Raw genomic sequence first — 25,771 nt, 5'->3', positions numbered from 1 at the left:
GCACTCGTGGGTGCCATAGGCCCCACGAGTGCGGACGTTGTGCTCTCAGCGGCGCTTGCGGACCAGGACCAGGTCGTCGCGGTGGACGAGCTCGCGGTCGTAGCCCGGCCCGAGCTCGGCGCGCAGGTCCTGCGTCGAGCGGCCGAGCAGCCCGGGCACCTCGGAGGCGTCGTACGCGACCAGCCCGCGGCCGATCAGCGCGCCGTCGGGTCCGACGAGCTCGACGGGGTCGCCCTCCTCGAATGCCCCTTCGAAGCCGGTGACGCCGGCGGGCAGCAGCGAGGTCCCGCGCTCGACGACCGCCCGCACGGCGCCCGCGTCGAGCACGAGGCGTCCACGGGTGTGCGCGGCGTGCGCGAGCCAGAGGCGCCGGATCGACGTGCGGCGGCCGGTCGCGGTGAACCACGTGCCGACGTCCTCGCCGGCCAGCGCCTGCGCGGCCTGGGCGGCGGACGTGAGGATGACGGGGACGCCGGACTGCGTCGCGATCGCGACCGACTCCAGCTTGGTCACCATCCCCCCGGTGCCCACGGCGCTCCCCCGCGACGCGACATCGATCCCCTCGAGGTCCTCGGCGTGGACCACGGACGCGATCCGACGACTGCCGTCGCGGGACGGGGGCCCGGTGTAGAGCGAGTCCACGTCGGACAGCAGCATCAGCGCGTCGGCGTGCACGAGGTGCGAGACGAGGGCGGCGAGCCGGTCGTTGTCGCCGAACCGGATCTCGTCGGTCGCCACGGCGTCGTTCTCGTTGATGACCGGCACGATGCCGAGGTCGAGGAGCCGCGTCAGGGCGCGGTGCGCGTTGCGGTAGTGCACGCGACGGACGGTGTCGTCGGCGGTGAGCAGCACCTGGCCCACCTGGAGCCCGTGCCGCCGGAACGCCTCCGTGTAGTGCGCGACCAGCAGCCCCTGACCGACCGACGCGGCGGCCTGCTGCGTCGCCAGGTCCTTCGGGCGGGTCGCCAGTCCGAGCGGGCCGATGCCGGCCGCGATCGCGCCGGACGACACGAGCACGACCTGCCCGCCCGCCGCCCGCCGCGCCGCGAGCACCTCGACCAGCGCGTTGAGCCGCTCCGGCGCGAGCCGCCCGTCCGGCGTCGTCAGCGACGACGACCCGATCTTGACGACGACACGGGACGCCGAGACCAGCTGTTGGCGGTCCTGCAGGGCGTCGGCGGTCACGACCGGCATTCTGCCGCGCGGGAGCGGCGCAGCATCGCTCATATCCGCGGGGCGGACGTCACTCCGAGGCCGCGTCGGTCCAGACCCCGGCCTCGCGCTCGGTCCACAGCTCCTCGCGGGCCTCGGTCTTGGCGTCCATGCGCTCCTTGTACTCCTGGCGCTTCTCGCCGCGCGTCGGACGCGAACGGTCCTCGAGCCGAACGTCGACGCCGCGCGGGCCGCCCAGGAACTCGGACCCCGTCATGAGGGTCGGCTCCCAGTCGAAGATGACCGCGTTGTGCTCGGGGCCGATGCGCACCTCGTCGCCGGGCGTAGCACCGACCTTGAACAGCTGCTCCTCGACGCCGAGGCGCGCGAGCCGATCGGCGAGGTATCCCACGGCCTCGTCGTTGGCGAAGTCCGTCTGGCGGCACCAGCGCTCGGGCTTCTCACCGCGCACGGAGAAGTAGACGCCCTGACCCTCGACCTCGCGACGCGTCACAGTGAAACCGGCGTCGTCGACGGCCTTGGGCCGCAGGATGACCCGCGTGTTCTCGGGCTTCGGCGCGTCACGGCGTGCCTTGTCGACGATCTCGCCGAGCGCGTACGTCAGAAGCTTCAGGCCCTCGTGGCTGGCGGTCGACACCTCGAACACACGCAACCCACGCGCCTCGAGGTCGGGCTTGACCATCTCGGCCAGGTCACGGGCCTCGGGGACGTCGATCTTGTTCAGGACGATGATCTGCGGACGCTCCGTGATGGGGACCCGGCCGCCCTCGATGCCGAGGTCGCCGGCGTACGTGGCCAGCTCGGCCTCGATGACGTCCAGGTCGGAGATCGGGTCGCGGTCGGGCTCGAGCGTCGCGCAGTCGAGGACGTGCACGATGACCGCGCACCGCTCGATGTGGCGCAGAAACTCCAGACCGAGCCCGCGTCCCTCGGAGGCACCGGGGATCAGGCCGGGGACGTCGGCGACGGTGTACCGGGCGGTGCCGGCCTGGACGACGCCGAGGTTGGGCACCAGCGTGGTGAACGGGTAGTCGGCGATCTTGGGCCGGGCAGCGGAGATCGCCGCGACGAGGCTGGACTTGCCGGCGCTCGGGTAGCCGACGAGGGCCACATCGGCGATGGACTTGAGCTCCAGCACGATGTCCTGCGTCTCGCCCGGCTCGCCGAGGAGCGCGAATCCGGGAGCGATGCGCCGGGCCGAGGCGAGCGCGAAGTTTCCCAGACCGCCACGGCCTCCAGCGGCGACGACGATGCTCGCGCCGAGGCCGACGAGGTCCGCCAGGACGTTGCCCTCGGCGTCCTTGACGACGGTGCCGTCGGGCACACCGAGCACCAGGTCGGCACCGGTCGAGCCCGACCTCCAGTCGCCCATGCCCTGGGTGCCCGACGGGGCGCGACGGTGCGACTGGTGGTGGAAGTCGAGCAGCGTGGTGACCTGCGGGTCGACCTCGAGGATCACCGACCCACCGTTGCCGCCCGCGCCGCCGTCGGGGCCGGCCAGCGGCTTGAACTTCTCCCGGTGGATGGACGCACAGCCGTGCCCACCGTCACCGCCGGTCGCGTGCAGCACGACCCGGTCGACGAATGTCACCACGGCTGAACCTCCTTCACTGCTTCATCTCGATACTCACACGCGAAAGGGGCGCACCGCACCGGTGCGCCCCTCCACGACTAGCTGACGCGGACCGATGCCGCGCGTCATGACACTCAGACCTCAGTACTTGCTGTCGGTCCGATCCTGCATTCCGCTCCCGGCACGTGACGCTCCGCGCCCCGTACCGTCCGCTTCATTTCGGATCAGACCTCAGCGGCCACCACGACGTCGATGACCTTGCGGCCACGGCGCGTCCCGAAGGTCACGGCGCCCGGGGCGAGGGCGAACAGCGTGTCGTCGCCGCCACGGCCGACGTTCACGCCGGGGTGGAAGTGCGTGCCGCGCTGGCGGACGATGATCTCGCCGGCCTTGACGACCTGGCCACCGAAGCGCTTGACGCCCAGGCGCTGGGCGTTCGAGTCGCGACCGTTGCGCGAGGAGCTCGCGCCCTTCTTGTGTGCCATGACGAACCTGCTTTCGTGCTCAGAAGTGTGTGGGGGTCCGCAGCCGGCAGGCCGCGGCGCGAGATCAGGAGATGCCGGTGACCTTGAGGCGGGTCAGCTTCTGGCGGTGACCCTGGCGCTTGCGGTAGCCGGTCTTGTTCTTGTACTTGAGGATGTCGATCTTGGGACCCTTCTCGTCCCGCACGACCTCCGCCGTCACCTTCACCTTGGCCAGCGCCGAGGCGTCGGTGGTGACCGTCGCACCGTCGACGAGCAGCAGGGCGGTCAGCTCGATGGTCGAGCCGGCCTGCGCGGAGAGGCGGTCGACGACGACGACGTCGCCGACAGCGACCTTCTCCTGGCGGCCGCCAGCCTTCACGATCGCGTACACCACGTTGCTGCTCATCTCTGCTCGTCGAACTGCCTGTGTCAAGAAACTGTCATAGAACTGCTGGTGTCGTGCCTGCACCGCGTCCGCGCACATCCCGCACCACCGGTGTGCACCGGTTCCCGTGGGGGTTCGCGTCGACGCTGATCTGTCAGAACAGAGCGGCACGCATGATCAGCGCGCACACGACGCGCCGACGTTCAAGAGTACGGACCGCACGGGCCAGGGTCAAACCTGGACGGCTCCCCCGCGGGCGACGTGACCGAACGCACGCCGCCCCGGGGCAGCTCAGTCCTGCTGGGGCTCGCCGTCCGGCTCCGGGTCCGCCTCGAACACGTCGGCCGGGACCGGCGTCAGCTCGAGCTGCTCGCCGCCGTCGACCGCCTGCTCGTCGTCGGCGACCGCTCCGGCACCGGGGTGCGAGACCGCGAGCTCCGCGAGCACGTCCAGCGCCGGCGGCGCAGGGGGTGCCTGCTCGGTCTCGACCTCGGAGACCTCGTCGGCCGGCGACTCCTGGTCGACCACGACGGCGGCGTGCTCGTGCTCGTGCTCGTGCGCGTGGGCGGCGGCCGCGGCGATCGTCGCGAGCGTGGCCTTGACGGCCTCCCGCGCCTCCGGCAGGACCGGGACACCCGCGTGCGGCGCGTGCGAGACCGGCTCCTTGGCGGTGCCGCCGCGCTTGCGACGCGAGCGGGCGCCGGCGCCCTCCCCGTTCGAGGGGGACTGCTGCTCGCCGGCGTCGGGACGCTGGTTGTTCTTCTCGATCGGCTCCTCGTGCACGATGAAGCCGCGCCCGTGGCAGTGCTCGCACGTCTCGCTGAACGCCTCGACCAGGCCCTGGCCGACGCGCTTGCGGGTCATCTGCACGAGGCCGAGCGACGTGACCTCGGCGACCTGGTGCTTCGTGCGGTCACGGCCGAGGCACTCGACCAGACGACGCAGGACGAGGTCACGGTTGGACTCGAGCACCATGTCGATGAAGTCGATGACGATGATGCCGCCGATGTCGCGCAGCCGGAGCTGGCGGACGATCTCCTCGGCGGCCTCGAGGTTGTTGCGCGTCACGGTCTCCTCGAGCGTGCCGCCCGAGCCCGTGAACTTGCCCGTGTTGACGTCGACGACGGTCATCGCCTCGGTGCGGTCGATCACGAGCGAGCCACCCGACGGGAGCCAGACCTTGCGGTCCATGCCCTTGGCCAGCTGCTCGTCGATGCGGTGCACCGAGAAGACGTCCGTCTCGGACGTCCAGCGCTCGACCTTCTGCGCCAGGTCGGGGGCGAGCTCACCGATGTACGACGAGATCGTCGACCACGCCTCGGCGCCCTCCACGACGAGCTTCGAGAAGTCGTCGTTGAAGATGTCGCGGACCACGCGGATCGCCATGTCGGGCTCGCCCTGCAGCAGGGCGGGGGCGGACGCGGTCTTCGACTTCTTCTCGATCGCCTCCCACTGGCCCTGCAGGCGCGCAATGTCGGCGCGCAGCTCGTCCTCGGAGGCGCCCTCGGCGGCGGTGCGCACGATGACGCCCGCCGAGTCCGGGACGATCTCGCGCAGGATCCGCTTGAGGCGGTTGCGCTCGGTGTCGGGCAGCTTGCGGCTGATGCCGGTCATGCCGCCGCCGGGCACGTAGACCAGGTACCGGCCGGCGAGCGTGACCTGCGAGGTCAGACGCGCACCCTTGTGGCCGATCGGGTCCTTGGTGACCTGCACGAGCACCGGGTCGCCGGACTTCAGTGCCTGCTCGATGCGGCGGGCGGACCCGCCCTCGAGGCCGGTCGCGTCCCAGTTGACCTCGCCGGCGTACAGCACGGCGTTGCGGCCCTTGCCGACGTCGACGAACGCGGCCTCCATGCTCGGCAGCACGTTCTGGACCCGGCCGAGGTACACGTTGCCGACCATCGACGTCTGCGCCTGGTTGGACACGTAGTGCTCGACCAGCACGCCGTCCTCGAGCACCGCGATCTGCGTCCGCGCATTCTTCTCGCGGACGATCATCGTGCGCTCGACGGACTCGCGGCGGGCCAGGAACTCCGACTCGGTGATGATCTGGCGACGACGACCGGCGTCGCGGCCGTCCCGACGACGCTGGCGCTTGGCCTCCAGCCGCGTGGAGCCGCGCAGCGCGGTGACCTCGTCGCTCGGCGTGCGCGTGCGGGCCGGGCGCTGCTCCCCGCCGCCCTCGCTCGAGCCACCCGAGGATCCGCGACGACGACGGCGACGACGCCGGCTCGAACCGCCCTCGTCGGACCCGTTCTCTTCGGTGTCGGCCTCGTCGGAGGCGTCCTCGTCGGCGCCCGAACCCTCGTCGGCGTCGGACTCGTCCTCGTCGGACGCGCCCTGACCGTTGGGGGCGTCGGAGCGGCTGCGACGGCCACGGCCACCGCGGCGACGACGGCGGCGCGGTGCCCCGGTGCCGGTCCCCGCGTCGTCGGACTCGTCCTCGTCGGACTCGTCGTCGACCTGGTCCTCGGCGCTCTCGTCCGCGCTCTCCTCGGACTGGGCGAGGTCCTGGGCGAGGTCACGCGCGAACGCGGCCTCGAGGTCGTCGGCGGCCTCGTCCTGCGCCTCGTCGGCGCCTGCGGCTGCACCGGCTGCACCGCCGCTGCGACCGCGGCGGCCGCGGCGACGCGAGTTGCGCGACGCCGACGTGGTGGCCTCGCCGGCCTCGACGTCGGCGCTCTCGACCTGCTCCGGCTCGACGACCGCGGCGACCGCGGCCTCGTCGACCTCGGCGCGGTGGGCGGCCTCGGAGATCTCCTCCGGGGAACCCGTGCTCGCCTGTGCGCGGCGGCGGCGGGGGCGGGTCGCGCTCGGGTCCGGCGCCTGGAACAGGAGCGCCGTCGTGGCGAAACGCGGACCGGTGGTGGTCGTGCTGGTGGTGGACGCCGGCTCGGCKGGAGCCTGCTCGGGGGTGCTCGACGCGAACTCGGCGAGCACGTCGAACGCGGGAGCGGCGGCTGCCTCCTCCTCGACCTCGGCGTCGGCCTCGGGCTCGGGCTCGGGCTCGGCGACCGGCTCGGGAGTCGCGACGGGGCGCGTGCTGGCTCGGCGGCGACGGGGCGCCTTGGCCKGGGGGGCGTCGTCGGGTGCGGACGCCTCGGGCTCGACGGCGGCCGGCTCGGCAGCGGCCGGCTCGGCAGCGGGCGCGGGCTCGACCGGCGCGGCGGCCTCGTCGGCGCTCACCGGGACGACGGTGCGCGTCACACGGCGGGACTTCTTCACGGGCGCCTTCGCCGGCTCGGCCACCGGGGCGTCGGGCTCGGCCACGGGGGCCTCGGCGACGGGGGCAGGCTCGGGCGTCGGCAGCGTGGTGACCGCCTCGACCGGGGTCTCGTTGCTGGGCGCTGCGGTCACACGGGTCGCACGGCGACGGCGCGGGGCGGCCACGGGTGCCTCACCCCCGGCCGGTGCAGCTGCGCTCTCGGTGGTGGGGGTGTTCTCGTCGGTCACGCGAAGTGCTCCTGGGTACCGAGCATCGCCACCCACACATCAGGCGGTACTCGGCAGGTCGGTCGTCGCACGCGTTCTGCGCGGCGACGGAAAGTCGGCGGTCGTGGCTGCTGCACCGAGTCGGCGCCATCGCCTGCGAGGCCGGGCCGGCGTCCCGATCTGGGGCGTCCGGCTGGCAGGGCGGCGGCTGGCGCGCACGACAAGCTGATGCTGCGAGCTCAAGGGTCCCGTGACGGTGTGGTCGCCCAGGGAGCCGCGGCCAGTATCGCACAGCGACACCCCAGTCGCAGCGTCCTCGACACGGCCTGTCGTCGGGACTCCCCCAGCCTCGTCGTACCGCACGGCTCAGATGTGGCGAACCTGCCAAAGGTCCCTGGTCGCAGACCTGGCCAGGAGGGGCAGGATGGAGGCACTCGCCTCGACCACCCCCGACGGAGGGCTCCCGTGGACCCGCTCGACCTGGCCCGCCTGCAGTTCGGCGTCACGACCGTCTACCACTTCATCTTCGTCCCGCTGACGATCGGCCTGGCCCCCCTGGTCGCGATCATGCAGACGATCTGGGTGCGTACCGGCAACGAGCGTTGGCTGCGGCTGACCAAGTTCTTCGGCAAGCTCCTGCTCATCAACTTCGCGATCGGTGTCGCCACCGGCATCGTGCAGGAGTTCCAGTTCGGCATGAACTGGTCCGAGTACTCGCGGTTCGTCGGCGACGTGTTCGGGGCTCCGCTGGCCATGGAGGCGCTCGCCGCGTTCTTCGTCGAGTCCACGTTCCTCGGCCTGTGGATCTTCGGCTGGGACAAGCTGCCCAAGAAGGTCCACCTCGCGACGATCTGGGCCGTCGCCCTGTCCACCAACCTGTCCGCGTTCTTCATCCTCGCGGCGAACTCGTGGATGCAGCACCCGGTCGGCGCCGTCTGGAACGAGGCGACCGGGCGCGCCGAGATGAACGACATCGGCGCCGTGCTCACCAACTCGACGCTGTGGGCCGCGTTCCCGCACACGATCTCGGCGGCCTTCGTCACCGCGGGCACCTTCGTCGCCGGCATCGGCGCCTGGTGGATGGTCCGGCTCGTGCGCGCCGGGCAGGTGGACAAGGCGCGCGACATCTACCGGCCCGCCGTCGTCCTCGGCGTGATCGTCATGTTCGTCGCCGGCGTCGGCGTCGCACTCACCGGCGACCAGCAGGCCAAGCTCATGTTCCAGCAGCAGCCGATGAAGATGTCGTCGGCCGAGGCCCTGTGCGAGACCGTCGACGGCGCGTCGTTCTCGCTGCTGGCCATCGGCGACCTGAGCAACTCGTGCGAGGGCGTCAGCCACGTGATCGAGATCCCGGGGCTGACCAGCTTCCTGGCCAGCGGCGACTGGAACGCACCCCTGCCGGGCGTCGAGGACCTGCAGACGCAGTACGAGGAGAAGTACGGGTTCACCGACGCGGCCGGCACCCCGATCTCGTACCAGCCCAACCTGCTCATCACCTACTGGTCGTTCCGCCTCATGATCGGCTTCGGCATCGGCTCGGCGGCGCTGGCGGTCTTCGCGTTCTGGGTGACCCGACGCGGCCGCGTGACCGGCAACCCGTGGATCGGCCGTCTGGGCATCGTCGCGATCGCGACGCCGTTCCTGGCGTCGACCTTCGGCTGGATCTTCACCGAGATGGGCCGCCAACCGTGGGTGGTCGCACCGAATCCCACGGGCGTCGACGGCGTGTGGCTGCTGACGCAGAAGGGCGTCTCGACCGTGGTCGGGACGGGCACCGTCGTCACGTCGTTGGTCACGTTCACGCTCCTGTACGGCGTGCTCGCGGTGTTCTGGTACCGGCTGATGCACCGGTACACGATCCAGGGCGTCGCGGACACCGAGCGCGACCCGAGCCCGGACAACCCCGACAACCACGTCGACCCCGGCGACCCGGACGCCGCGGCGCGCCCGCTGTCGTTCGCCTACTGAGAGGGCCAGGGCCATGGATCTCACCGTCGTCTGGTTCCTGCTCATCGCGGTCCTGTGGACCGGCTACCTGGTGCTCGAGGGGTTCGACTTCGGCGTCGGCATGCTCCTCGGGCTGCTCGCCCGCGGGGACCGGGCCGCCCGGGACCGCGACCGCCGCGTCATGATCAACACCATCGGTCCCGTCTGGGACGGGAACGAGGTCTGGCTGATCACGGCCGGCGGCGCCACGTTCGCGGCGTTCCCCGAGTGGTACGCCACGATGTTCTCCGGGTTCTACCTCGCGCTCCTGCTCATCCTGGTCGCCCTCATCGTGCGCATCGTCGCGTTCGAGTGGCGCGGCAAGATCAACACCGACGGCTGGCGCTCGCTCGCCGACGGCGCGCTGATCTTCGGGTCGTGGGTCCCGTCCGTCCTGTGGGGAGTGGCGTTCGCCAACCTCGTGCGCGGCGTCGAGCTGGACGCGGACCACCAGTACGTCGGCGGCTTCGGGGCCCTGCTGAACCCGTTCGCGCTGCTCGGGGGCGCGACGACCACGCTGCTCTTCCTGACGCACGGCGCCGTGTTCCTCGCCCTCAAGTCCGACGGGGACATCCGGGCGCGGGCCGGTGCGTTCGCGGCGCGCTCGTCGGTCGTCACGCTCGTCGTCGCCGCTGCCTGGGCCATCTGGGCGCAGGTCGCGTACTCGGTGGCGTGGACGTGGATCGCGGTGGCCGTCGCCGCCGTCTCGCTCGTCGTCGTGGTCGTCGCCGCCCGTGGTCGTCGCGAGGGACTGGCGTTCACCGCTTCGGCGGTGGCCATCGTCGCCGCCGTGGTGCTCATCTTCGGGTCCATGTACCCCGACGTCATGCCCGCCTTCGACCCGGCCAACTCGCTGACCATCGAGAACGCCTCCTCGACGCACTACACGCTCGTCGTGATGACGTGGGTCGCCGTGATCCTCACGCCCGTGGTCCTGCTCTACCAGGGCTGGACGTACTGGGTGTTCCGCAGGCGGATCTCGACGGCGAACATCCCCGAGCACACGGGCCTGACGTTCGACAAGGTTCCGCCGCTCGAGCGCCAGCCGGCTGCCCGGGAGTGAGGCCGCTCGACCCGCGGCTGCTGCGCTACGCCCGCTCCGCCCGGGGGTACGTCTACCTGACGACCGCGTTCGGCATCGTCACCGCGGCGCTCGTGGTCTGCCAGGCGCTCCTGCTGGCGCACGCCCTCGGGGGCGCGGTGCACGACGGCGCGACGCTCGCCTCGCTCGCTCCGACGATCGGGTGGCTCGTCGTCGTCGTCGTCGCGCGCGTGCTGGTGACGTCCGGCCAGGAGCGGTTCGCGCACCGGGCGGCGGTCGCGACGATCGCGGAGCTGCGCGAGCAGGTGGTCCAGCACGCGGTGTCGCTAGGCCCCCGCTGGCTCGCCTCCGGCGAAGGGCCCGGTGTCGTCACGCTGGCCACGCGCGGCCTGGACAACCTGCAGCCGTACTTCGTCCGCTACCTGCCCCAGCTGCTGCTCGCGGCGACCGTGACGCCCGCCGTCCTGCTCGTCGTGCTCGGCCTGGACTGGATCTCGGCGGCCATCATGGTCACGGTCCTGCCCCTCGTCCCGATCTTCATGATCCTGATCGGCAAGCTGACCCAGGGCCGGTCCGAGCGGGGCCTGGTCGCGATGCAGCGGCTCGGCGCACAGGTGCTCGACCTGCTGGCCGGGCTGCCGACCCTGCGGGCGCACGGCCGCGAGCGCGGGCAGGGCGCCCGGGTGCGGGCCCTCGGCGACGCCCACCGCGAGGCGACCATGGGCACGCTGCGGATCGCGTTCCTGTCCGGGATGGTCCTCGAGCTCCTGACCACGCTCTCGGTGGCTCTGGTCGCGGTCGCGATCGGGCTCCGCCTGGTGAACGGCGACCTCGCGCTCACCACCGGGATCGCGGTGCTCGTGCTGGCCCCCGAGGTGTTCCTGCCGTTGCGCCAGGTCGGGACGCAGTTCCATGCGGCCTCCGACGGGGTCGCTGCCGCGGCGCAGGCGTTCGCGGTCCTGGAGACGCCGGTGCCCGTTCGCGGTGTCGCCCAGGCACCCGACCTGCGCACCGCCACGATCACCCTGACCGCCGTCGGCGTCCGGACCGCCGGCGGGCTCACCCCGGCGGGCCTGGACCTGACGGTACGTCCGGGGACCGTGGTCGCCCTGACGGGGCCCAGCGGCGTCGGCAAGACGACCACCGTCGAGGTGCTCCTGGGCCTGGTCCCAGCCGACGAGGGCTCCGTGACGGTGGGGTCTCTCGACCTCGCGGAGGTCGACCCCGCGACCCTCTGGTCGCAGGTGTCGTGGCTCCCCCAGCGACCGGTCCTCGAACCCGGGACCATCGCCTCGATCGTCGGCGGCACGCACGCCGGGGCCGCGGCCCTCACCGGCCTCGACGCGGTCCTCGCGACCCTGCCGGACGGCTGGCAGACCGAGCTCGGACGCGGCGGCGAGGGACTCAGCCTCGGGCAGCGGCAGCGGGTCGCCCTGACGCGGGCACTCGTCTCCGACGCACCCCTGGTGATCCTCGACGAGCCGACGGCGCACCTCGACGCGGCCGGTGAGGCGGTGGTCCTCGACACGGTGCGTGCCCTGCGGGAGGCCGGACGGACGGTCCTGCTCGTCGCGCACCGCCCGTCGCTCGTGGCCTGCGCCGACACGGTCGTCGAGGTCCACAGCGACGTCGACGCGGCGGTGCCCGCATGAGGCCCCCGCGCGGGACGCTGCGCCGCGCCGTCGGGTTGCTCGACGTCGACCGGCGGCGCGTCGCCCTGGCCCTGGTGCTCGGCACGCTGGCCCTCGGGTGCGCGGTCGCGCTCGCCGGCACGGCCGCCTGGCTGATCGCCCGCGCCTCCCAGATGCCACCGGTGCTCGAGCTCTCGGTCGCGACCGTCGCGGTCCGCGCGTTCGGCATCGGGCGCGGAGTCCTGCGCTACCTCGAACGGCTCGTCTCGCACGACGTCGCGCTGCGCGGCATGACACAGCTGCGCACCACCCTCTACGACCGGCTCGCGACCGGCCGGCCGGAGGCCCTGCTGCGCCTGCGCCGGGGCGACCTGCTCGCCCGGGTCGGGTCGGACGTCGACGCGGTCGGCGACGTCGTCGTGCGGGGGCTCCTGCCGATCGGGGTCGCCGCACTGCTCGGGCTGCTGACGTCGGTCGTCATGTGCCTGTTCTGGCCCCCTGCCGGGATCGCACTGGCCGCGTGCCTCGTGCTCGCCGGGGTGGTGGCACCGGCGCTGGCGTCCCGCGGCGCGCGGCTCAGCGAGCAGCGCGCGGTGCAGGGGCACTCCGACATGACGGCCTCGGCGCTCGGGCTGCTCGACGATGCCGGCCCGCTCCTCGTCGCCGGCCGCGTGCCGACCGAGATGACCGCGCTGCGCGACGCCGACGCCCGGATCGCCGCCGCGACCGACAGCGGCGCACCGTCCGCCGCCCTGGCCGCCGGGCTCGGGCAGCTCGCCGTCGGGCTGGCGGTCCTCGCCGCGCTGGTCACCGGGATCCCAGCCGTCACCTCCGGGCAGCTCGCCGCGGTGGACCTCGCGGTGATCGTGCTCACCCCGCTCGCCGCGTTCGAGGCGACGATGCTGCTGCCCGCAGCCATGATCCAGGTGCACCGTTCGCGTGCCGCCGCCGCCCGGGTGCTCGCGCTGCTGGACGCGCAGGACGGCCCCGCGCCGGTCGAGGGCGACCCCCGTCGGCCGCAGCCGGACCTCGTGGCCGCCGACCTGGTCTGCGCCTGGCCCGAGGGGCCCGCGGTGGTGCAGGACCTCGACCTCGCGCTGCACCCCGGCCGGTCCGTCGCGATCGTCGGGCCCTCGGGAACCGGGAAGACGACGACCCTGCTGACGCTCGCCGGACTCCTGCCGGCGCGGTCGGGCACGCTGACCCTCGACGGGCACGACGTCGCCGCCTACGGACGCGAGGCGGTCACCGCGACGGTGCTGGTCGGCACGGAGGACGCGCACGTGTTCGGCACCACCGTGCTGGAGAACCTGCGCGTCGCGCGCGGAGACGTGACGCGCGACGAGGCGATCGCCGTGCTGGAGCGCGTGTCGCTCGGCCCGTGGCTGGCCGGCCTCCCGGACGGGCTCGACACCACCCTGGGACCGGACGCGCGCACCGTCTCGGGCGGTGAGCGCCGGCGGTTGCTCGTCGCGCGCGCCTTGCTCTCGCCGGCCCCGCTGCTGCTGCTCGACGAGCCGGCCGAGCACCTCGACCCGGCCACGGCGGACGCCCTGGTCAGAGACCTCCTGCACGACCCTCGCGGGGTCGTCGTCGTGACGCACCGCCTGAGCCCGCTCGACGCCGCGGACGACGTGCTGTGGCTCGACGACGGGCACGTGCAGGCCCGCGGCACGCACGCCCACCTGCGCGAGACCGTTCCCGACTACCGTGTGGCTCTGGACCTGGAGAGCGAGGGCGGAGGGACTGCTCGTGCCTGACGAGGTGCTGCCGACGTCCCTCGCCCTGACGCCCGAGGCTCTTGACCAGCTCCTCGACGCCATGGTCTCCGTGGCGGGCGAGCTCGAGCTCGAGGCGGTGCTCGACCGGTTCGTGCGCATCAGCGCGCGGCTCACCGGCGCCCGGTACGGCGCGATCGACGTGCGCGACTCCCACGGCCGGGCGATCACCTTCGTGCGGGCGGGCCAGGCCGGCGCCCTCGCGGCGGCGCTCCGGGACGGACCGCAGCGCCCCGCGATCCTGGGCGGCCTGCCGACCGAGGGTGCACACCGGCTGGTCGACCTGCGCCAGCACCCGTCGTTCGACGGCTTCCCGCACGTCGGCACCCCGGCCCACGGCTCGTTCCTCGGCGCCACCCTGCACGTCGGGTCGCGGGTGTTCGGGCACCTGTACCTCGCGGACAAGCCGGTCCCCTTCACCGCCGCCGACGAGAAGATCGCCGAGGCGCTCGCCGCCGCCGCCGGCGCCGCGATCGCCAACGCCCAGCTGTACGCCGAGGCGGAGCGACGGGAGACCTGGCTGCGCGCCGAGCAGGCGATCACGACGATGCTGCTCGAGGGCGTCGACGCCGAGGACGCCCTGCGGCACGTCGCCTCGACGGCCCGGGACGTCGGCGAGGCGGAGGTCGCGGCGCTCGCCCTGCCCGGGGTCGACGGTGAGCTGCTCGTCGAGCTGGCCGTCGGTCCGGGCGGCGACCGCCTGGTCGGTGCGCCCATGGCGGCCGGCACCCGCGCGAACACCGTCCTGATGACCGGCAAGGGCATCACGATCCCGTCGCTGCAGGCCGCCCCCTCGGTGGCCGTTCCCGTCCTGCGCGAGTTCGGGCCGGCGCTGTACGCGCCGTTCCGTGCACCCGGTCGCGGGCTCGGCGTGCTGATCCTGCTGCGCCGCGTCGGCGGCCCTCAGTTCGACGAGGCCGACCTGGTGACAGCCGTCGCCTTCGCCGAGCAGGCCGCCCTCGCCTACGTGCTCGCCGAGGCGCGGGCGGCCCAGGACGCCGCCGCGCTGCTCGACGAGCGCGAGCGCATCGCGCGCGACCTGCACGACCTCGCGATCCAGCAGCTGTTCGCCACGGGTCTGCAGCTGGAGACGGTCCGGCGCCGCGCCGCCCGCGGCGTCGACGCGACCGAGCTGACCGAGATCGTCCAGGACGCGCTCGAGAACGTCGACGGCTCGGTCCGCGAGATCCGGCACATCGTCCACGACCTGCGCGACCCGGACGGCGGCGTCGGCCTGGTCGCACGCCTGCGGCGCGAGGTCGACCTCGCGCAGACCGGGCTCGGGTTCGCGCCGACGTTCGTCGCGACCCTCGACGGTGCGCAGGTGGCCGCGGGCGACCTCGACGAGGACCGGCTCGACGAGCGGGTCCAGGGCGCGCTCGCCTCCGACGTCGTCGCCGTGGTCCGCGAGGCGCTCGCCAACGCCGCGCGCCACGCCGAGGCCCACACGGTCGACGTGCGTCTCGTCGTGACCCCGTCGGCTGTGCGCGTCGAGGTGCGGGACGACGGCGTCGGCATGCCGACGGGACCCGCGCGTCGGTCCGGCACCACCAATCTCGCCTCGCGGGCGCGCGCCCGAGGTGGGACGTTCGTCGTGGAGTCCCTGCGCGAGGGCGGGGGCACGACGCTCGCGTGGTCGGCACCGCTGCCCTGACCCACGGGCCGGGGAGGTCCCGATGGCGCAGGTCGACCAGGCTCCGGCCGCCCAGCTCACGCAACGCAAGATCTGGGCGATCTTCGGCGGGCTCATGCTCGCGATGCTGCTGGCGGCCCTCGACCAGACCATCGTCGCGACGGCGCTGCCGACGATCGTGCGCGACCTCGGCGGGGCGGAGCACCTGTCGTGGGTGGTGACCGCCTACCTGCTGGCGTCCACCGCGACCACGCCGCTGTGGGGCAAGCTCGGCGACCTCTACGGCCGCAAAACGCTGTTCGTCCTGTGCATCGTCATCTTCCTCATCGGCTCGGCCCTGGCGGGGACGTCGCAGACGATGACGCAGCTGATCATCTGGCGGGCCGTCCAGGGGGCCGGCGGCGGCGGCCTCATGGTCCTGGCGCAGGCGATCATCGGGGACGTCGTCCCGGCGCGGGAACGCGGCCGGTACCAGGGGGCCTTCGGGGCCGTGTTCGGCGTTGCGAGCGTCGCCGGTCCGCTGCTCGGCGGCTTCTTCGTCGACAACTTCACCTGGCGGTGGGTGTTCTACATCAACCTGCCCATCGGCGCGGTCGCCCTCGCGGTCGTCCTCGCCGTCCTTCCCGTCACCAAGGCCGGCCGGTCCCCCAAGATCGACTACTGGGGCATCCTGCTCCTGGCCACGTTCGCCACCTGCATCGTGCTCGTGACGAGCCTCGGCGGGCGGACGTGGGCCTGGGACTCGGTCGAGGTGATCGGGCTCGGGCTGCTCGCGGTCGTCTCCGTCGTCGTGTTCGGCCTCGTCGAGGCCCGCGTGCCCGAGCCCGTGATGCCGCTGCGCCTCTTCACCAACCGCGTCTTCTCGACGACGTCCGTGGTCGGCTTCGTCGTCGGCTTCGCGATGTTCGGGTCGATCACCTACCTGCCGCTCTACCTCCAGCAGGTCCAGGGCGCGTCGCCGACGCAGTCCGGGCTGGAGATGATCCCGATGATGGCCGGCCTGCTGCTCACGTCGATCGGCAGCGGCCAGCTGATCAGCCGCACGGGCCGGTACAAGGTGTTCCCCATCGTCGGCACGGCCGTGTTCACGATCGGGCTGTTCCTGCTCTCGCAGATGGGCCGCGAGACCACGCCGCTGCAGTCCGGCCTGTCGATGTTCGTGCTCGGCGCCGGGCTCGGCATGGTCATGCAGGTGCTCGTGCTCGCCGTGCAGAACGCGGTCGAGTACCGCGACCTGGGCGTCGGGACGAGCGGCGCGACGTTCTTCCGCACCATCGGCAGCTGCGTCGGCGTCGCCGTGTTCGGCTCGGTGTTCAGCTCGAAGCTCACCTCGAACCTCGCCGTCGCACCGCCGGCCGACGCCGTCGGTCCGTGCTCGGCACCGGCGTTGAGCGCCACGTCGCAGGCCCTGGCCGGCTGCTCGGCCGACGTGCAGAACTGGTTCCTGGACGGCTACTCCGACGCGATCCACACGATCTTCCTGTACGCGGTCCCCGTCGGCGCGCTCGCGTTCGTCCTGGCCTGGCTGATCCCCGAGGTCACGCTGCGGACCGCCGCGAGCCGCCCCGACCCGGGAGAGTCCTTCGCCCTGCCGGCGAGCCGGACCTCGTACGAGGAGCTGCGGCTCCTGCTCTGGCGCGAGGTCGGCCACCAGGACCCGCTGCGCGCGTACACGATCCTCAACAAGGACCTCGACGTCGACCTCACACCAGGCCAGTGCTGGCTGCTGTCCCGGGTCTCGGCGGTGCGCTCACGGACCATCGACGTGATGGTCGAGAGGTCGGGCGTGGAACGAGCCGCCGTCGTCCGCACCGCGGAGTCGCTCCGCGACCGCGGCCTCGTGGAGATCGACGGCGAGACCGTCACCCCGACCCCCGCTGGCGACGCGGTCGCCGAGCAGCTCAAGGAGAACGAGCGGGCCAAGCTGCACACGATGATCGCCCAGTGGCAGGGTGCCGACGAGCCCGACGTGCACACCCTGGTCGAGCAGGTCACCGAGCGTCTCTGGCGCGACGACCCGGCACCGGCGGGGATGCTGCGCTAGGACCCGTCCACTCGCCAGCCCGAGTGCTTGCGGGACGCCACCCACGCGGCGACCTGGGTGCGCCGCTGCAGCCCCATCTTGGCCAGGATCGACGTGATGTGGTTCTTGACGGTCTTCTCGACGACCCCGAGGCGGTCGGCGATCTCCCGGTTGGACAGGCCGTCGCCGATCAGGTCGACCACGCGCAGCTCGCTCGGCGTCAGCGTGCTGGTCAGGTCCGGCTGCGAGGAGCGGTGGCTCTTGACGGACCGCTCGTCGAGCAGGATCCGGCCGGCGGCCACCGCGCGGATGGCGTCCGAGATCTCGTTGCCGCGCACGGTCTTCAGCAGGAACGCGGCGGCGCCGGCCTCCAGCGCCGCGTCCATGGCCTCCTCGTCGTCGAACGACGTGAGCACGATCGACCGCGTCTCGGGCAGCGCCCGGTGCAGCGCGTTCATGAGGTCGATGCCCGTGCCGTCGGGCAGCTGCAGGTCGACGAGCACCACCTGCGGACGCACGAGGGCGGCGCGCTGCAGACCTTCGGCGACCGAGCTGGCCTCCGCCACGACGCGCATGCCGTCCGCCCGGTCGACGACCTCGGCGATGCCGCGGCGCACGACCTCGTGATCGTCGACGATCATGACCGCGATCGGGCGCGCCTCGACGGCTGCGTGAGCGCTGCTGGCAGGCACGGTGGCATCGTAGCGAGGTGACCACCCTCCTGCTGCCCTCGTCGATGTCCGACTCGCCCACCCTCCCCGACGGCGTGCGCGCCCTGCGCTACGACATCGACGAACCGCTCCCCGACGACGCCCTCGACGCCGAGGCGCTGGTGGTGTGGGGCAACGGGCACGAGCAGATGGCCGACGCCGCCCGGCGGCTGACCCGCCTGCGCTGGGTGCAGACCCTCGCCGCCGGCCCCGACTCGGTCCTCGGGGCCGGGTTCGCACCGGACGTCGTCGTCACGTCGGGGCGCGGCCTGCACGACGGTCCGGTCGCCGAGCACACGCTCGCCCTGCTGCTGGCGCTGGCGCGTCGGCTGCCCGAGCTCGTGCGCGCCCAGGACGAGCACCGCTGGGCGCACGAGCTCGGGGGCATGCAGGAGCTCCGGCCGGGGCTGGAGTTCCGCAGCCTGGCCGGCGCGCGCGTCCTGATCTGGGGTTTCGGCTCGATCGCCGCCCACCTGGCGCCGATCCTCACCGCGCTCGGCGCCGACGTGCGGGGCGTCGCGCGGACGGCGGGCGACCGGCACGGCTACCCGGTCATCTCCACGTTCGATCTGCCCGAGGCGCTCCCCCGCGCCGACGTCCTCGTCTCGATGCTGCCCGGCACGCCGCAGAACGCGGGGGTCGTCGACGGACCCGTGTTCGACCTGCTCCCGGACCACGCCTTCGTCGTCAACGTGGGGCGCGGCTCGGTCCTCGACGAGGCCGCGCTCCTGCACGCCGTCCAGACCGGGCGCATCGCCGGCGCCGCCCTCGACGTGTTCGAGACGGAACCACTGCCCGCCGACTCACCGCTGTGGCGCGAGCCGCGCATCCTGATCACGCCGCACGCCGCGGGCGGTCGGCCCCTCGGCGCGGGCGAGCTCGTGAGCGAGAACCTCGTCGCGTTCCTGGCCGGTGCCGAGCTGCGCAACGTGGTGCCGCGGGACTAGAAGCGCCCGTTCCGCGGCCGCGGCTGGCAGTGCGGGCAGCTGTACGACGAGCGGTTCATGAACTCGTCGCGACGGACGGCCGTCCCGCAGCGCGGGCAGGGGCGACCCTCCTGGCCGTAGACCTTGAGGGACCGGTCGAAGTACCCCGAGCTGCCGTTCACGTTCACGTAGAGCGCGTCGAAGCTGGTGCCGCCCTGCTCGAGCGCCTCGGTCATGACCTCGGCGGCGCCCGCGAGCGCGCGCTCGACCTCGGCGACCCGGAGGTTCTCGGTCGGGCGCGCGTAGTGCAGCTGGGCGCGCCACAGGCCCTCGTCGGCGTAGATGTTGCCGATGCCCGACACGACGGTCTGGTCGAGCAGGGCCCGCTTGAGCCCGGTCTTCCTGCGGCGGATCTTCGCGACGAGCGCGTCGTGGTCCAGTGCCGGGTCGAGCAGGTCACGGGCGATGTGCGCCACGGGCTCCGGGACGGCCGCCCGGTCCGAGCCGAGGCCGCCGGGCGCCCCGTCGCTCGTCGGCACGAGGTCGGGGACGCTCAGGTGGCCGAACGTGCGCTGGTCGACGAAGTCGAGGTAGCCGTCGTCGAGCGTCAGCCGGACGCGCAGATGAGGGTGGTCGACGGGCTCGGTGCGGACCAGGAGCTGCCCGCTCATGCCGAGGTGGGCCATGAGGGCGTCGTCCTCGTCGTCGAGGAGCAGCCACAGGAACTTGCCGCGGCGGACGGCGGCGTCCAGACGGCGACCCGTCAGCCGGCCCGCGAAGTCCAGCGGCCCGCCCGTGTGGCGCCGCACGCTGTAGTCGCGGCTCACCTCGACCGCGACGACCGTGCGGCCGAGCACGTGCCGCGCCAGCCCGTCGCGGACGGTCTCGACCTCGGGCAGCTCGGGCACGTCAGGCCTGCGCCGTTCGGAGCTCCTCGAGCACCCGGTACGCGTCCGCGGCGGCGTCCTGCTCGGCCACCTTCTTCGCGCGGCCGACGCCGACCCCGCGCGGCACGCCGTCCACGACCGCCCGGGCGGTGAACGTCCGGGCGTGGTCGGGACCTTCGCCGTCGACGTCGTACACCGGAGCCCCCAGGCCCATGGCCGCGGACAGCTCCTGCAGCGAGGTCTTCCAGTCGAGCCCGGCGCCGAGGTCGGCCGCCGCCACGAGGGACGGGCCGACGAGGCGCTCGACGAGGCCTCGCGCCGTCTCGAGACCGTGCGAGAGGTACACCGCGCCGAACACGGCCTCGAGGGTGTCGGAGAGGATCGAGTCCTTCTGCGCTCCCCCGGTGGCCACCTCGCCCTTGCCCAGCAGCACGTAGCTGCCCAGGTCGAGCTCGCGGGCCACGACGGCGAGCGCCCGCTGGGACACCGTGGCCGCCCGCATCTTCGCGAGCGAACCCTCGGAGAGCCCCGGGTGCGTCCGGTACAGCGACTCGGTCACGACGAGGCCGAGCACGGTGTCGCCGAGGAACTCGAGCCGCTCGTTGGTCGGCAGCCCGCCCGCCTCGTGCGCGAACGACCGGTGCGTCAGGGCAAGCACGAGAAGCTGGTCAGCCGTGGCACTCACGCCGGTCCTCCGGTCATCGGGTGCAGCACGGCGTGCGCTCAGCGAACCTCGAACTCGGTACGGACAGCCTCGGCGTACGAGCGGTCCTTGTACGTGCCGCACGACGGGCAGGCCGTGTGGGGCATCTTGTTCGCCTTGCACTTCGGGCAGGTGTGGAGCGTCGTGGCAGTGGTCTTCCACTGCGACCGACGCGCACGGGTGTTGCTGCGCGACATCTTGCGCTTCGGAACAGCCACGGCTAGCTCTCTTTCGTCTCGTCGTTCGAGCTCACGAGGCCGCCCAGAGCGGCCCAGCGAGGATCAAGCGTCTCATGCGAATGGTCAGGGTCGTCCGCCAGCCGGGCACCACACTCGGAGCACAGGCCAGGGCAGTCGGGGCGGCACAGCGGCTGGAACGGCAGAGCCGGAACGACCGTGTCTCGCAACGCAGGCTCCAGGTCGATCAGATCGCCCTCGAGCTCACGCACGTCCTCCTCGTCGTCACCGTCCTCGGCCGCAACTGCCGCGCGCTCGGGGTAGACGTAGAGCTCCGTGAGCGAGACATCGACATCCTCGATGACCTCACCCAGGCAGCGCACGCACTCCCCGATCGCCCGGCCGCGGACGGATCCGGTGACCAGGACCCCCTCCATGACCGCCTCGAGCCGCAGATCCAGCTCGACGTCGTTCCCGGTGGGGATGCCGATCACGTCAGTACCGAGATCCTCGGGGGCAGCCACGGTGCGCTGCACGGTCCGCGTCGATCCTGGACGTCTCCCGAGCTCGTGCGAATCGAGCACGAAGGGCGAACGAGGATCGAGGTGAACAGGGCGCTGCACGGCCAGGGTCCCCTCGTTGATCTCGGTCCGTGCCATGTCCGGCAGAACCAACGAACAACTCTACGGTACGGACGACGGGCCACCCAAATCGACGGCGGGTGGCGGAGGTCTCATTCCGAGCCCAGGCGGCCCGCCAGCTTCGCGCGTCCCGCCTGCACCTGGCCGAGCACCTTGCCCAGGTCGATCTCGAAGTCCGCGAGCCGACGGTCGCAGTAGTCGTCGGCGTCGCGCTGCAGCCGTTCCGCCGTCTCCTCCGCCTCGGCCAGGATCTGCCCGGCGCGCTCCTGCGCCGCGACCACGACGGCCTCCTGCTCGACCAGGGCGGCCGCCTCGCGACGCGCCCGCTCGAGGATCTCGTCGGCACCGGCCTGGGCCTCCACACGGGCCGCGGCGGCGTCGGCGAGCACCTGGTCGGCGCGGGTCAGCTGCGTCGGCAGCACGTCGCGCGCCTGCTCGACGAGGTCCAGCAGCTCCGCGCGGTTGACCAGCACGGACGACGACATGGGCATGGCGCGCGCCGTCGAGACCGCCGTGGCGATCGCGTCCAGCACGCCGGTCAGCCCCTCGGGGCGCGTCGTCGGGTCCTGCTCGGTCATGTTCCGTCCCTTCGTCCCACTGCTGCACGCACCGCGTCCCCCACGCCCGCAGGGACGAGGTCGTCGATCGCGCCTCCGAACCGCGCCACGTCCTTGACCAGCGACGACGCGATGTGTGCCAGCGCCGGGTCCCCGACGACGAACACGGTCTCGACCTCGGCCAGGTGCCGGTTCATGAGCGCCATCGGCAGCTCCGCGTCGAAGTCCGCCCCGCCGCGCAGACCCTTGACCACGGCGTTCGCGTGCACGCGACGCAGGAAGTCGGCGAGCAGCCCGTCCACGGGCTCCACGCGCACCCCGTCGATCTCCGCGAGCGCCGCGCGCGCCAGCGAGACGCGCACGTCCACGCTCAGCAGCGCCGACTTGGCGGAGTTCACCGCGATGCCGACCACGACCTCGTCGAACATCGACCGCGCGCGGCGGACCACGTCGAGATGACCGAGGGTGATCGGGTCGAACGACCCGGGGCAGACGGCGATGGTCACCCGGTCAGGGTAGGCCAGCGGGTGCGCCAGGTCGCGACCACACGCGGCGCCCTAGCATCGGGCCATGCCGATCGAGAGGCCGATCGAGATGCGCATCGAGTCCGCGACGTGGGCCGACGCCCCCGCGATCCGCACGGTCCTCGCCTGCGCCTACTGCGACAACCCGCTGATGGTCTGGGCGCTCCCCGACGCCGGCACCCGCGACGACGCGTGCGCCGCGTGGCTCGGCCCGTCGCTCGACCGCTACCTCGCCGGCGGGCGCGTGCACGTCTCGCGGCGGGCCGGTGCGGTCGTCGGCGTCGCGGCGTGGCGGCTGCCGTCCGGTCCCCCGCCTCCCGAGTCGCTCCCCTCGCCCGCGGCCGTGCTCGCCCTGCTCGTCGGGTCGGAGCGTGCCGCCGAGATCCTCGCCGCGCTGAGTCGCACGGCGCCTCTCGCGCCCGCTGAGCCCGCCGCCTACCTGAACTACATCGCGGTCGCGCCGGAGCACCAGGGTCGCGGGATCGGCGCGGCGCTGCTCGACGCCGGGGTCGCGCAGGCTCGTCGCGACGGGCTGGGCACGTACCTGGCGACGAGCGACCCGCGGAACCTGCCGTTCTACGAGCGCGCCGGGTTCGTGCGCTCCGGGGAGGTCGACCTCGGTGGGCCGTGCCTCACCGTCCTGCACGGCTCACGAGGCTGACGCCTCGGCGAACCACATGACCGTGTCGCCGTACGCGCGCTTGTCGAACCGCTCCAGGGCGTCCGGCCACGTCGGCTCCGGCGAACGACGCCCGCGCTCGACCACCAGGACCCCGTGGGCCGAGAGGGTCAGCGGTGCCAGGACGGCCGCGAGGTCGTCCTCCGTGACGTCGTACGGCGGGTCGACGAGGACGAGGTCCCACGTCGCCGGCCGCTGCACGAACCGGTCGGCCTTCTCGGCCGCGACGACGACGAGGCCATCGAGCCCGAGGGCCGCGACGTTGCGGCGGCACACGTCGGCCGCGTCGCGCACCGAGTCGACGAGAGTCACGTGTGCCGCTCCGCGGCTGGCCGCCTCGATGCCGAGCGCTCCCGACCCCGCGTAGAGGTCGAGCACGCGCGCTCCGTCGACGACGTCCAGGTGCTCGAGCCGCGAGAACAGGGCCTCCCGGACGCGCTCGCTGGTGGGCCGTGTCCCGGCGCGCGGCACCTGCAGGATCCGGCCTCCGACGGACCCCGCGACGATCCGGGTCACCGCGTGGCTCCCGCCTTGGCGTTCTCCTGGGCGTCCATCATCCGTTCCATGAGGGAGCCCTTCTTGATCGACGACGCGATGGCCACCGCGATCGCCGACAGGCAGATCTGGGCGAGCATCAGCGGTGTGTTGATCGTGCGCAGCAGCAGCGCGATCCACACGGGCAGCAGGCCGAGCACCACGAGGTCCGGCCCGCGCGCCAGGACGGACGCGACACCCGTTGGCAGGGCGCCCATCGGGGTCGACACGAGCGCGCCGCCCCAGTCGGGGGCCGGCCGGTACGACGACCGGACGGCCGCGGCCGCCCACACCGGGGTCGAGATGACGCCGAGGGCGATCCAGTTGGGCACGTCGGAGGCCCACCGGCCCACAGCCGCGAACGCGACGACCGACCAGAGCAGCATCGCCCCGGCCGGGACGATCATCCGCAGGCGCCGGACGGTCTGCGCGTCGATCGGCAGGAGCCGGTCGAGGATCGGCGCCATCTCTGCGCGTCGTGCGCCCTCGCCGGTCGCGCTCATCGCGACGTAGCCGGCGACGAGGACCGCGAGCAGCACCCCGAACGGGCTGGCCAGCTGCGGCACGGTGCTCACCAGCACGGGCACCAAAGCCGCGACGGCGAGCTGGACCACGTGCCGCGCCGAGCGCCGCAGGACCACCAGGTCGGCGGTCACCAGGGCGGTGGCCGGTCCGCGGGCCGTGCGCAGCTTCGACGTCCAGCGGCGGACCGGCGCCGCGGCGCCGTCCGTGAGGGCCCGGCCGAGCTCGCGCGAGTCCATCGAGACGACCGCCCCCGCGGCCTGAGTGGCCACCGAGCCGCTCTCACGCAGCGTCTTCTCGGGCATCCGGCCGAGTCGGGAGTCGACGAGGTACGCGAGCCCCGCGACGACGACCAGGAGCACCGCGACGAGCCACCACGGCGGACCCGGGACCTCGTCGACCGACCAGCCGACCGAGGCCAGGAGGACCGCGGCGACCGGTGCGAGGAACAGGAGCACGTCGCCCACCAGCGCGATCGTGCGGCGCGAGACGCTCGCCGACTGGCCGACACCGGCGACCAGCACGATGCCCGCGGCGACCAGGGCCGCGGCGGCGGCCACCCGCACGACGCGCGAACCCTCGTCCGCGAGCAGGCCCGCGTCCAGCAGCGCCACGATCACCGCGCCGACGAACCCCGCGAGCAGCGGCAGTCGTCGCGAGGACGGGCGCAGCAGGCCACGGCGGTCGACCGGCAGCCCGAGCCACCAGGCGGCCTCCGCACCCCCGGCGCCGACCGGCCCGAGGCGTCCGGCGAGCGAGAGCACCACGCCCGCGAGCGCGATGAGGATGACGATCACCAGGCTGGCCAGGCTGAGGCTCAGCGGGCTGCTGATGTCCGGCTCCGGCGGCAGGGCCACGCGCATCGCCTGGGAGAACCCGAGCGCCACGCCGATGCTGATCGCGATGCTGATCACGGCGTAGTAGACGTCGCCGAGCAGCGACCCGATCGTCGCGTTGCTGCGGGCGCTGGCGGCCTGCGCGGTGTACCGGCGGATGCTGCGGGCCGCCGGGACGGCGCCGAGCTCGTACGGCTGGACTGCCGGCTCGTCCTCGCCTCGGTCGTGCTCGACCTCGCTCACGCCGTCGCTCGAACCGGCGCTCACGCTGGGTTCTCCCGCGAGATCAGGTCGGCCGCCTGGTCAGGGGGCAACAGCTTGGAGACCTCGTCCGAGACGTGCACCGCGCGGTCGGCCACGGCGCGCAGCAGGTCCGGGTCGTGGGTCGCGACGAGCACCGCGCCCCCCGCCTTCTTCTCCGCGACGATCCGGGCCGCGAGGCGGTCGCGCATGGCGCGGTCCAGACGCTGCTCGGGCTCGTCGAGGACCAGGAGCGAGCGGGGCCGGACGAACCCGGCCGCGAGCAGGAGCCGGCGCCGCTGGCCCGACGAGAGCGCCACCGGGAGGGACCTGGCGTGGTCGGCCAACCCGAACTCGCCGAGCAGCTCCGCGACGACCTGGTCCGCACCCCGCACGCCGTGCCCGCGGGCCGTGAGGTACAGGTGCTCGGAGACGGTGAGCGCCGGGAAGTACGCGTCGTCGTCGAGCACGCTGGCCACCTTGGTGCGGAAGCCCACGTCGCGCTCGTCGACCTTGGTGCCGAACACCTGCAGCGAGCCCCCGGACGGCTCGAGCAGGCCGATGACGGCACGCAGCACGGTCGACTTGCCGGAGCCGTTGGCGCCGACGAGCGCGATGACCTTGCCGGGCGCGAGCGTGAACGTGACAGGGGCGCAGACGGGGGCGCCGCCATAGCCGACGAGGAGGTCCTTGGCGCTGATGACGGGCTTCGACAC

23 protein-coding genes are annotated in these 25,771 nt (G+C 73.0%); 8 read left to right on the top strand and 15 right to left on the bottom strand.

What is annotated here, in order from left to right; all coding sequences use genetic code 11:
* Positions 1–45: 45 nt before the first annotated feature.
* The 5 genes from proB to AC1DZC_RS18755 all read right to left on the bottom strand — a co-directional run bounded on the left by proB (position 46) and on the right by AC1DZC_RS18755 (position 7,048).
* Entirely contained in the window at positions 46–1,194 is a 1,149-nt protein-coding gene (proB, locus tag AC1DZC_RS18775) for a glutamate 5-kinase (protein ID WP_477040929.1), read from the bottom strand.
* Between the two features lie 49 nt (positions 1,195–1,243).
* On the bottom strand, positions 1,244–2,767 hold the full coding sequence (gene obgE / locus AC1DZC_RS18770) for a GTPase ObgE (RefSeq protein ID WP_477040928.1): 1,524 nt from the start codon (positions 2,765–2,767) through the stop codon (positions 1,244–1,246).
* A 203-nt stretch (positions 2,768–2,970) separates the two neighbouring features.
* Complete coding sequence (gene rpmA, locus AC1DZC_RS18765; RefSeq protein ID WP_028050268.1) at positions 2,971–3,231, bottom strand: 50S ribosomal protein L27; 261 nt, start codon at positions 3,229–3,231, stop codon at positions 2,971–2,973.
* Between the two features lie 64 nt (positions 3,232–3,295).
* Entirely contained in the window at positions 3,296–3,604 is a 309-nt protein-coding gene (gene rplU / locus AC1DZC_RS18760; RefSeq protein WP_477040958.1) for a 50S ribosomal protein L21, read from the bottom strand.
* Between the two features lie 282 nt (positions 3,605–3,886).
* Positions 3,887–7,048 (bottom strand): Rne/Rng family ribonuclease, encoded by a 3,162-nt coding sequence (locus AC1DZC_RS18755; RefSeq protein WP_477044313.1) that lies wholly within the window; start codon positions 7,046–7,048, stop codon positions 3,887–3,889.
* A gap of 444 nt (positions 7,049–7,492) precedes the next feature.
* Here AC1DZC_RS18755 and AC1DZC_RS18750 point away from each other — a divergent pair, with 444 nt between their 5' ends.
* From AC1DZC_RS18750 to AC1DZC_RS18725, 6 genes are read left to right on the top strand one after another with little or no spacing between them, the layout of a single operon-like run.
* On the top strand, positions 7,493–8,995 hold the full coding sequence (locus AC1DZC_RS18750; protein WP_477044312.1) for a cytochrome ubiquinol oxidase subunit I: 1,503 nt from the start codon (positions 7,493–7,495) through the stop codon (positions 8,993–8,995).
* 13 nt (positions 8,996–9,008) lie between these two features.
* Positions 9,009–10,076: a cytochrome d ubiquinol oxidase subunit II gene (gene cydB / locus AC1DZC_RS18745; RefSeq protein ID WP_477040925.1), complete on the top strand. Its 1,068-nt coding sequence runs from the start codon at positions 9,009–9,011 to the stop codon at positions 10,074–10,076.
* The gene (cydD, locus tag AC1DZC_RS18740) at positions 10,073–11,707 is read left to right on the top strand and encodes a thiol reductant ABC exporter subunit CydD (RefSeq protein WP_477044311.1); all 1,635 of its coding nucleotides are present in this window, start codon (positions 10,073–10,075) and stop codon (positions 11,705–11,707) included. Before cydB ends, cydD begins: the two co-directional genes overlap by 4 nt.
* Complete coding sequence (gene cydC / locus AC1DZC_RS18735) at positions 11,704–13,446, top strand: thiol reductant ABC exporter subunit CydC (RefSeq protein ID WP_477044310.1); 1,743 nt, start codon at positions 11,704–11,706, stop codon at positions 13,444–13,446. The genes cydD and cydC overlap by 4 nt, the downstream gene beginning before the upstream one ends.
* On the top strand, positions 13,439–15,118 hold the full coding sequence (locus AC1DZC_RS18730; protein WP_477044309.1) for a sensor histidine kinase: 1,680 nt from the start codon (positions 13,439–13,441) through the stop codon (positions 15,116–15,118). Before cydC ends, AC1DZC_RS18730 begins: the two co-directional genes overlap by 8 nt.
* Positions 15,119–15,140: 22 nt before the next feature.
* Positions 15,141–17,141, top strand: coding sequence for an MDR family MFS transporter (locus AC1DZC_RS18725; RefSeq protein WP_477044308.1), 2,001 nt, complete (start codon positions 15,141–15,143; stop codon positions 17,139–17,141).
* On the opposite strand, the gene AC1DZC_RS18720 is transcribed toward AC1DZC_RS18725, so the two are convergent.
* Positions 17,138–17,761 carry a response regulator gene (locus AC1DZC_RS18720; RefSeq protein ID WP_477040957.1) on the bottom strand — a complete coding sequence of 208 codons (624 nt, stop codon included), beginning with the start codon at positions 17,759–17,761 and terminating at the stop codon, positions 17,138–17,140. The genes AC1DZC_RS18725 and AC1DZC_RS18720 overlap by 4 nt on opposite strands.
* Positions 17,762–17,829: 68 nt before the next feature.
* On the opposite strand from AC1DZC_RS18720, the gene AC1DZC_RS18715 reads away from it, so the two are divergent.
* The gene (locus AC1DZC_RS18715; RefSeq protein WP_477044307.1) at positions 17,830–18,777 is read left to right on the top strand and encodes an NAD(P)-dependent oxidoreductase; all 948 of its coding nucleotides are present in this window, start codon (positions 17,830–17,832) and stop codon (positions 18,775–18,777) included.
* Here the strand turns inward: AC1DZC_RS18715 and mutM are convergent.
* From mutM to coaD, 6 genes are all read right to left on the bottom strand, one after another.
* Positions 18,774–19,664 carry a bifunctional DNA-formamidopyrimidine glycosylase/DNA-(apurinic or apyrimidinic site) lyase gene (gene mutM, locus AC1DZC_RS18710; RefSeq protein WP_477044306.1) on the bottom strand — a complete coding sequence of 297 codons (891 nt, stop codon included), beginning with the start codon at positions 19,662–19,664 and terminating at the stop codon, positions 18,774–18,776. The genes AC1DZC_RS18715 and mutM overlap by 4 nt on opposite strands.
* Before the next feature lies 1 nt (position 19,665).
* Positions 19,666–20,328, bottom strand: coding sequence for a ribonuclease III (gene rnc / locus AC1DZC_RS18705; RefSeq protein ID WP_477040918.1), 663 nt, complete (start codon positions 20,326–20,328; stop codon positions 19,666–19,668).
* Between the two features lie 38 nt (positions 20,329–20,366).
* The gene (gene rpmF / locus AC1DZC_RS18700; protein WP_028046804.1) at positions 20,367–20,564 is read right to left on the bottom strand and encodes a 50S ribosomal protein L32; all 198 of its coding nucleotides are present in this window, start codon (positions 20,562–20,564) and stop codon (positions 20,367–20,369) included.
* Positions 20,565–20,566: 2 nt separating this feature from the next.
* Positions 20,567–21,145: a YceD family protein gene (locus AC1DZC_RS18695; protein ID WP_477040956.1), complete on the bottom strand. Its 579-nt coding sequence runs from the start codon at positions 21,143–21,145 to the stop codon at positions 20,567–20,569.
* 110 nt (positions 21,146–21,255) lie between these two features.
* Complete coding sequence (locus AC1DZC_RS18690) at positions 21,256–21,741, bottom strand: hypothetical protein (protein WP_477044305.1); 486 nt, start codon at positions 21,739–21,741, stop codon at positions 21,256–21,258.
* The gene (gene coaD, locus AC1DZC_RS18685) at positions 21,738–22,226 is read right to left on the bottom strand and encodes a pantetheine-phosphate adenylyltransferase (RefSeq protein ID WP_477040916.1); all 489 of its coding nucleotides are present in this window, start codon (positions 22,224–22,226) and stop codon (positions 21,738–21,740) included. Before coaD ends, AC1DZC_RS18690 begins: the two co-directional genes overlap by 4 nt.
* A gap of 64 nt (positions 22,227–22,290) precedes the next feature.
* On the opposite strand from coaD, the gene AC1DZC_RS18680 reads away from it, so the two are divergent.
* Positions 22,291–22,905 carry a GNAT family N-acetyltransferase gene (locus tag AC1DZC_RS18680; protein WP_477044304.1) on the top strand — a complete coding sequence of 205 codons (615 nt, stop codon included), beginning with the start codon at positions 22,291–22,293 and terminating at the stop codon, positions 22,903–22,905.
* Here AC1DZC_RS18680 and rsmD read toward each other — a convergent pair.
* Genes rsmD through AC1DZC_RS18665 form a run of 3 tightly spaced genes read right to left on the bottom strand, consistent with a single transcriptional unit; the run spans position 22,894 to position 25,771 of the window.
* Positions 22,894–23,439: a 16S rRNA (guanine(966)-N(2))-methyltransferase RsmD gene (gene rsmD, locus AC1DZC_RS18675; RefSeq protein ID WP_477044303.1), complete on the bottom strand. Its 546-nt coding sequence runs from the start codon at positions 23,437–23,439 to the stop codon at positions 22,894–22,896. The two genes, AC1DZC_RS18680 and rsmD, sit on opposite strands and share 12 nt — an antisense overlap.
* Positions 23,436–25,082 carry a DUF6297 family protein gene (locus AC1DZC_RS18670; protein WP_477044302.1) on the bottom strand — a complete coding sequence of 549 codons (1,647 nt, stop codon included), beginning with the start codon at positions 25,080–25,082 and terminating at the stop codon, positions 23,436–23,438. The genes rsmD and AC1DZC_RS18670 overlap by 4 nt, the downstream gene beginning before the upstream one ends.
* Positions 25,079–25,771 carry an ABC transporter ATP-binding protein gene (locus AC1DZC_RS18665; protein WP_477040912.1) on the bottom strand — a complete coding sequence of 231 codons (693 nt, stop codon included), beginning with the start codon at positions 25,769–25,771 and terminating at the stop codon, positions 25,079–25,081. Before AC1DZC_RS18665 ends, AC1DZC_RS18670 begins: the two co-directional genes overlap by 4 nt.

The sequence above is a fragment of the Cellulomonas sp. P2_B4 genome (genome assembly GCF_056404795.1).
Note: the sequence above shows the minus strand (reverse complement) of the source record. Positions and strands in the feature narration are given on the sequence as shown.

Bases quoted from the DNA above. Each gene is read 5' to 3' on its own strand.
- proB (WP_477040929.1), bottom strand. From the start codon at position 1,194: ATGCCGGTCGTGACCGCCGACGCCCTGCAGGACCGCCAACAGCTGGTC.
- rpmA (WP_028050268.1), bottom strand. From the start codon at position 3,231: ATGGCACACAAGAAGGGCGCGAGCTCCTCGCGCAACGGTCGCGACTCG.
- cydB (WP_477040925.1), top strand. From the start codon at position 9,009: ATGGATCTCACCGTCGTCTGGTTCCTGCTCATCGCGGTCCTGTGGACC.
- cydC (WP_477044310.1), top strand. From the start codon at position 11,704: ATGAGGCCCCCGCGCGGGACGCTGCGCCGCGCCGTCGGGTTGCTCGAC.
- AC1DZC_RS18725 (WP_477044308.1), top strand. From the start codon at position 15,141: ATGGCGCAGGTCGACCAGGCTCCGGCCGCCCAGCTCACGCAACGCAAG.
- AC1DZC_RS18720 (WP_477040957.1), bottom strand. From the start codon at position 17,761: ATGATCGTCGACGATCACGAGGTCGTGCGCCGCGGCATCGCCGAGGTC.
- AC1DZC_RS18690 (WP_477044305.1), bottom strand. From the start codon at position 21,741: ATGACCGAGCAGGACCCGACGACGCGCCCCGAGGGGCTGACCGGCGTG.
- AC1DZC_RS18680 (WP_477044304.1), top strand. From the start codon at position 22,291: ATGCCGATCGAGAGGCCGATCGAGATGCGCATCGAGTCCGCGACGTGG.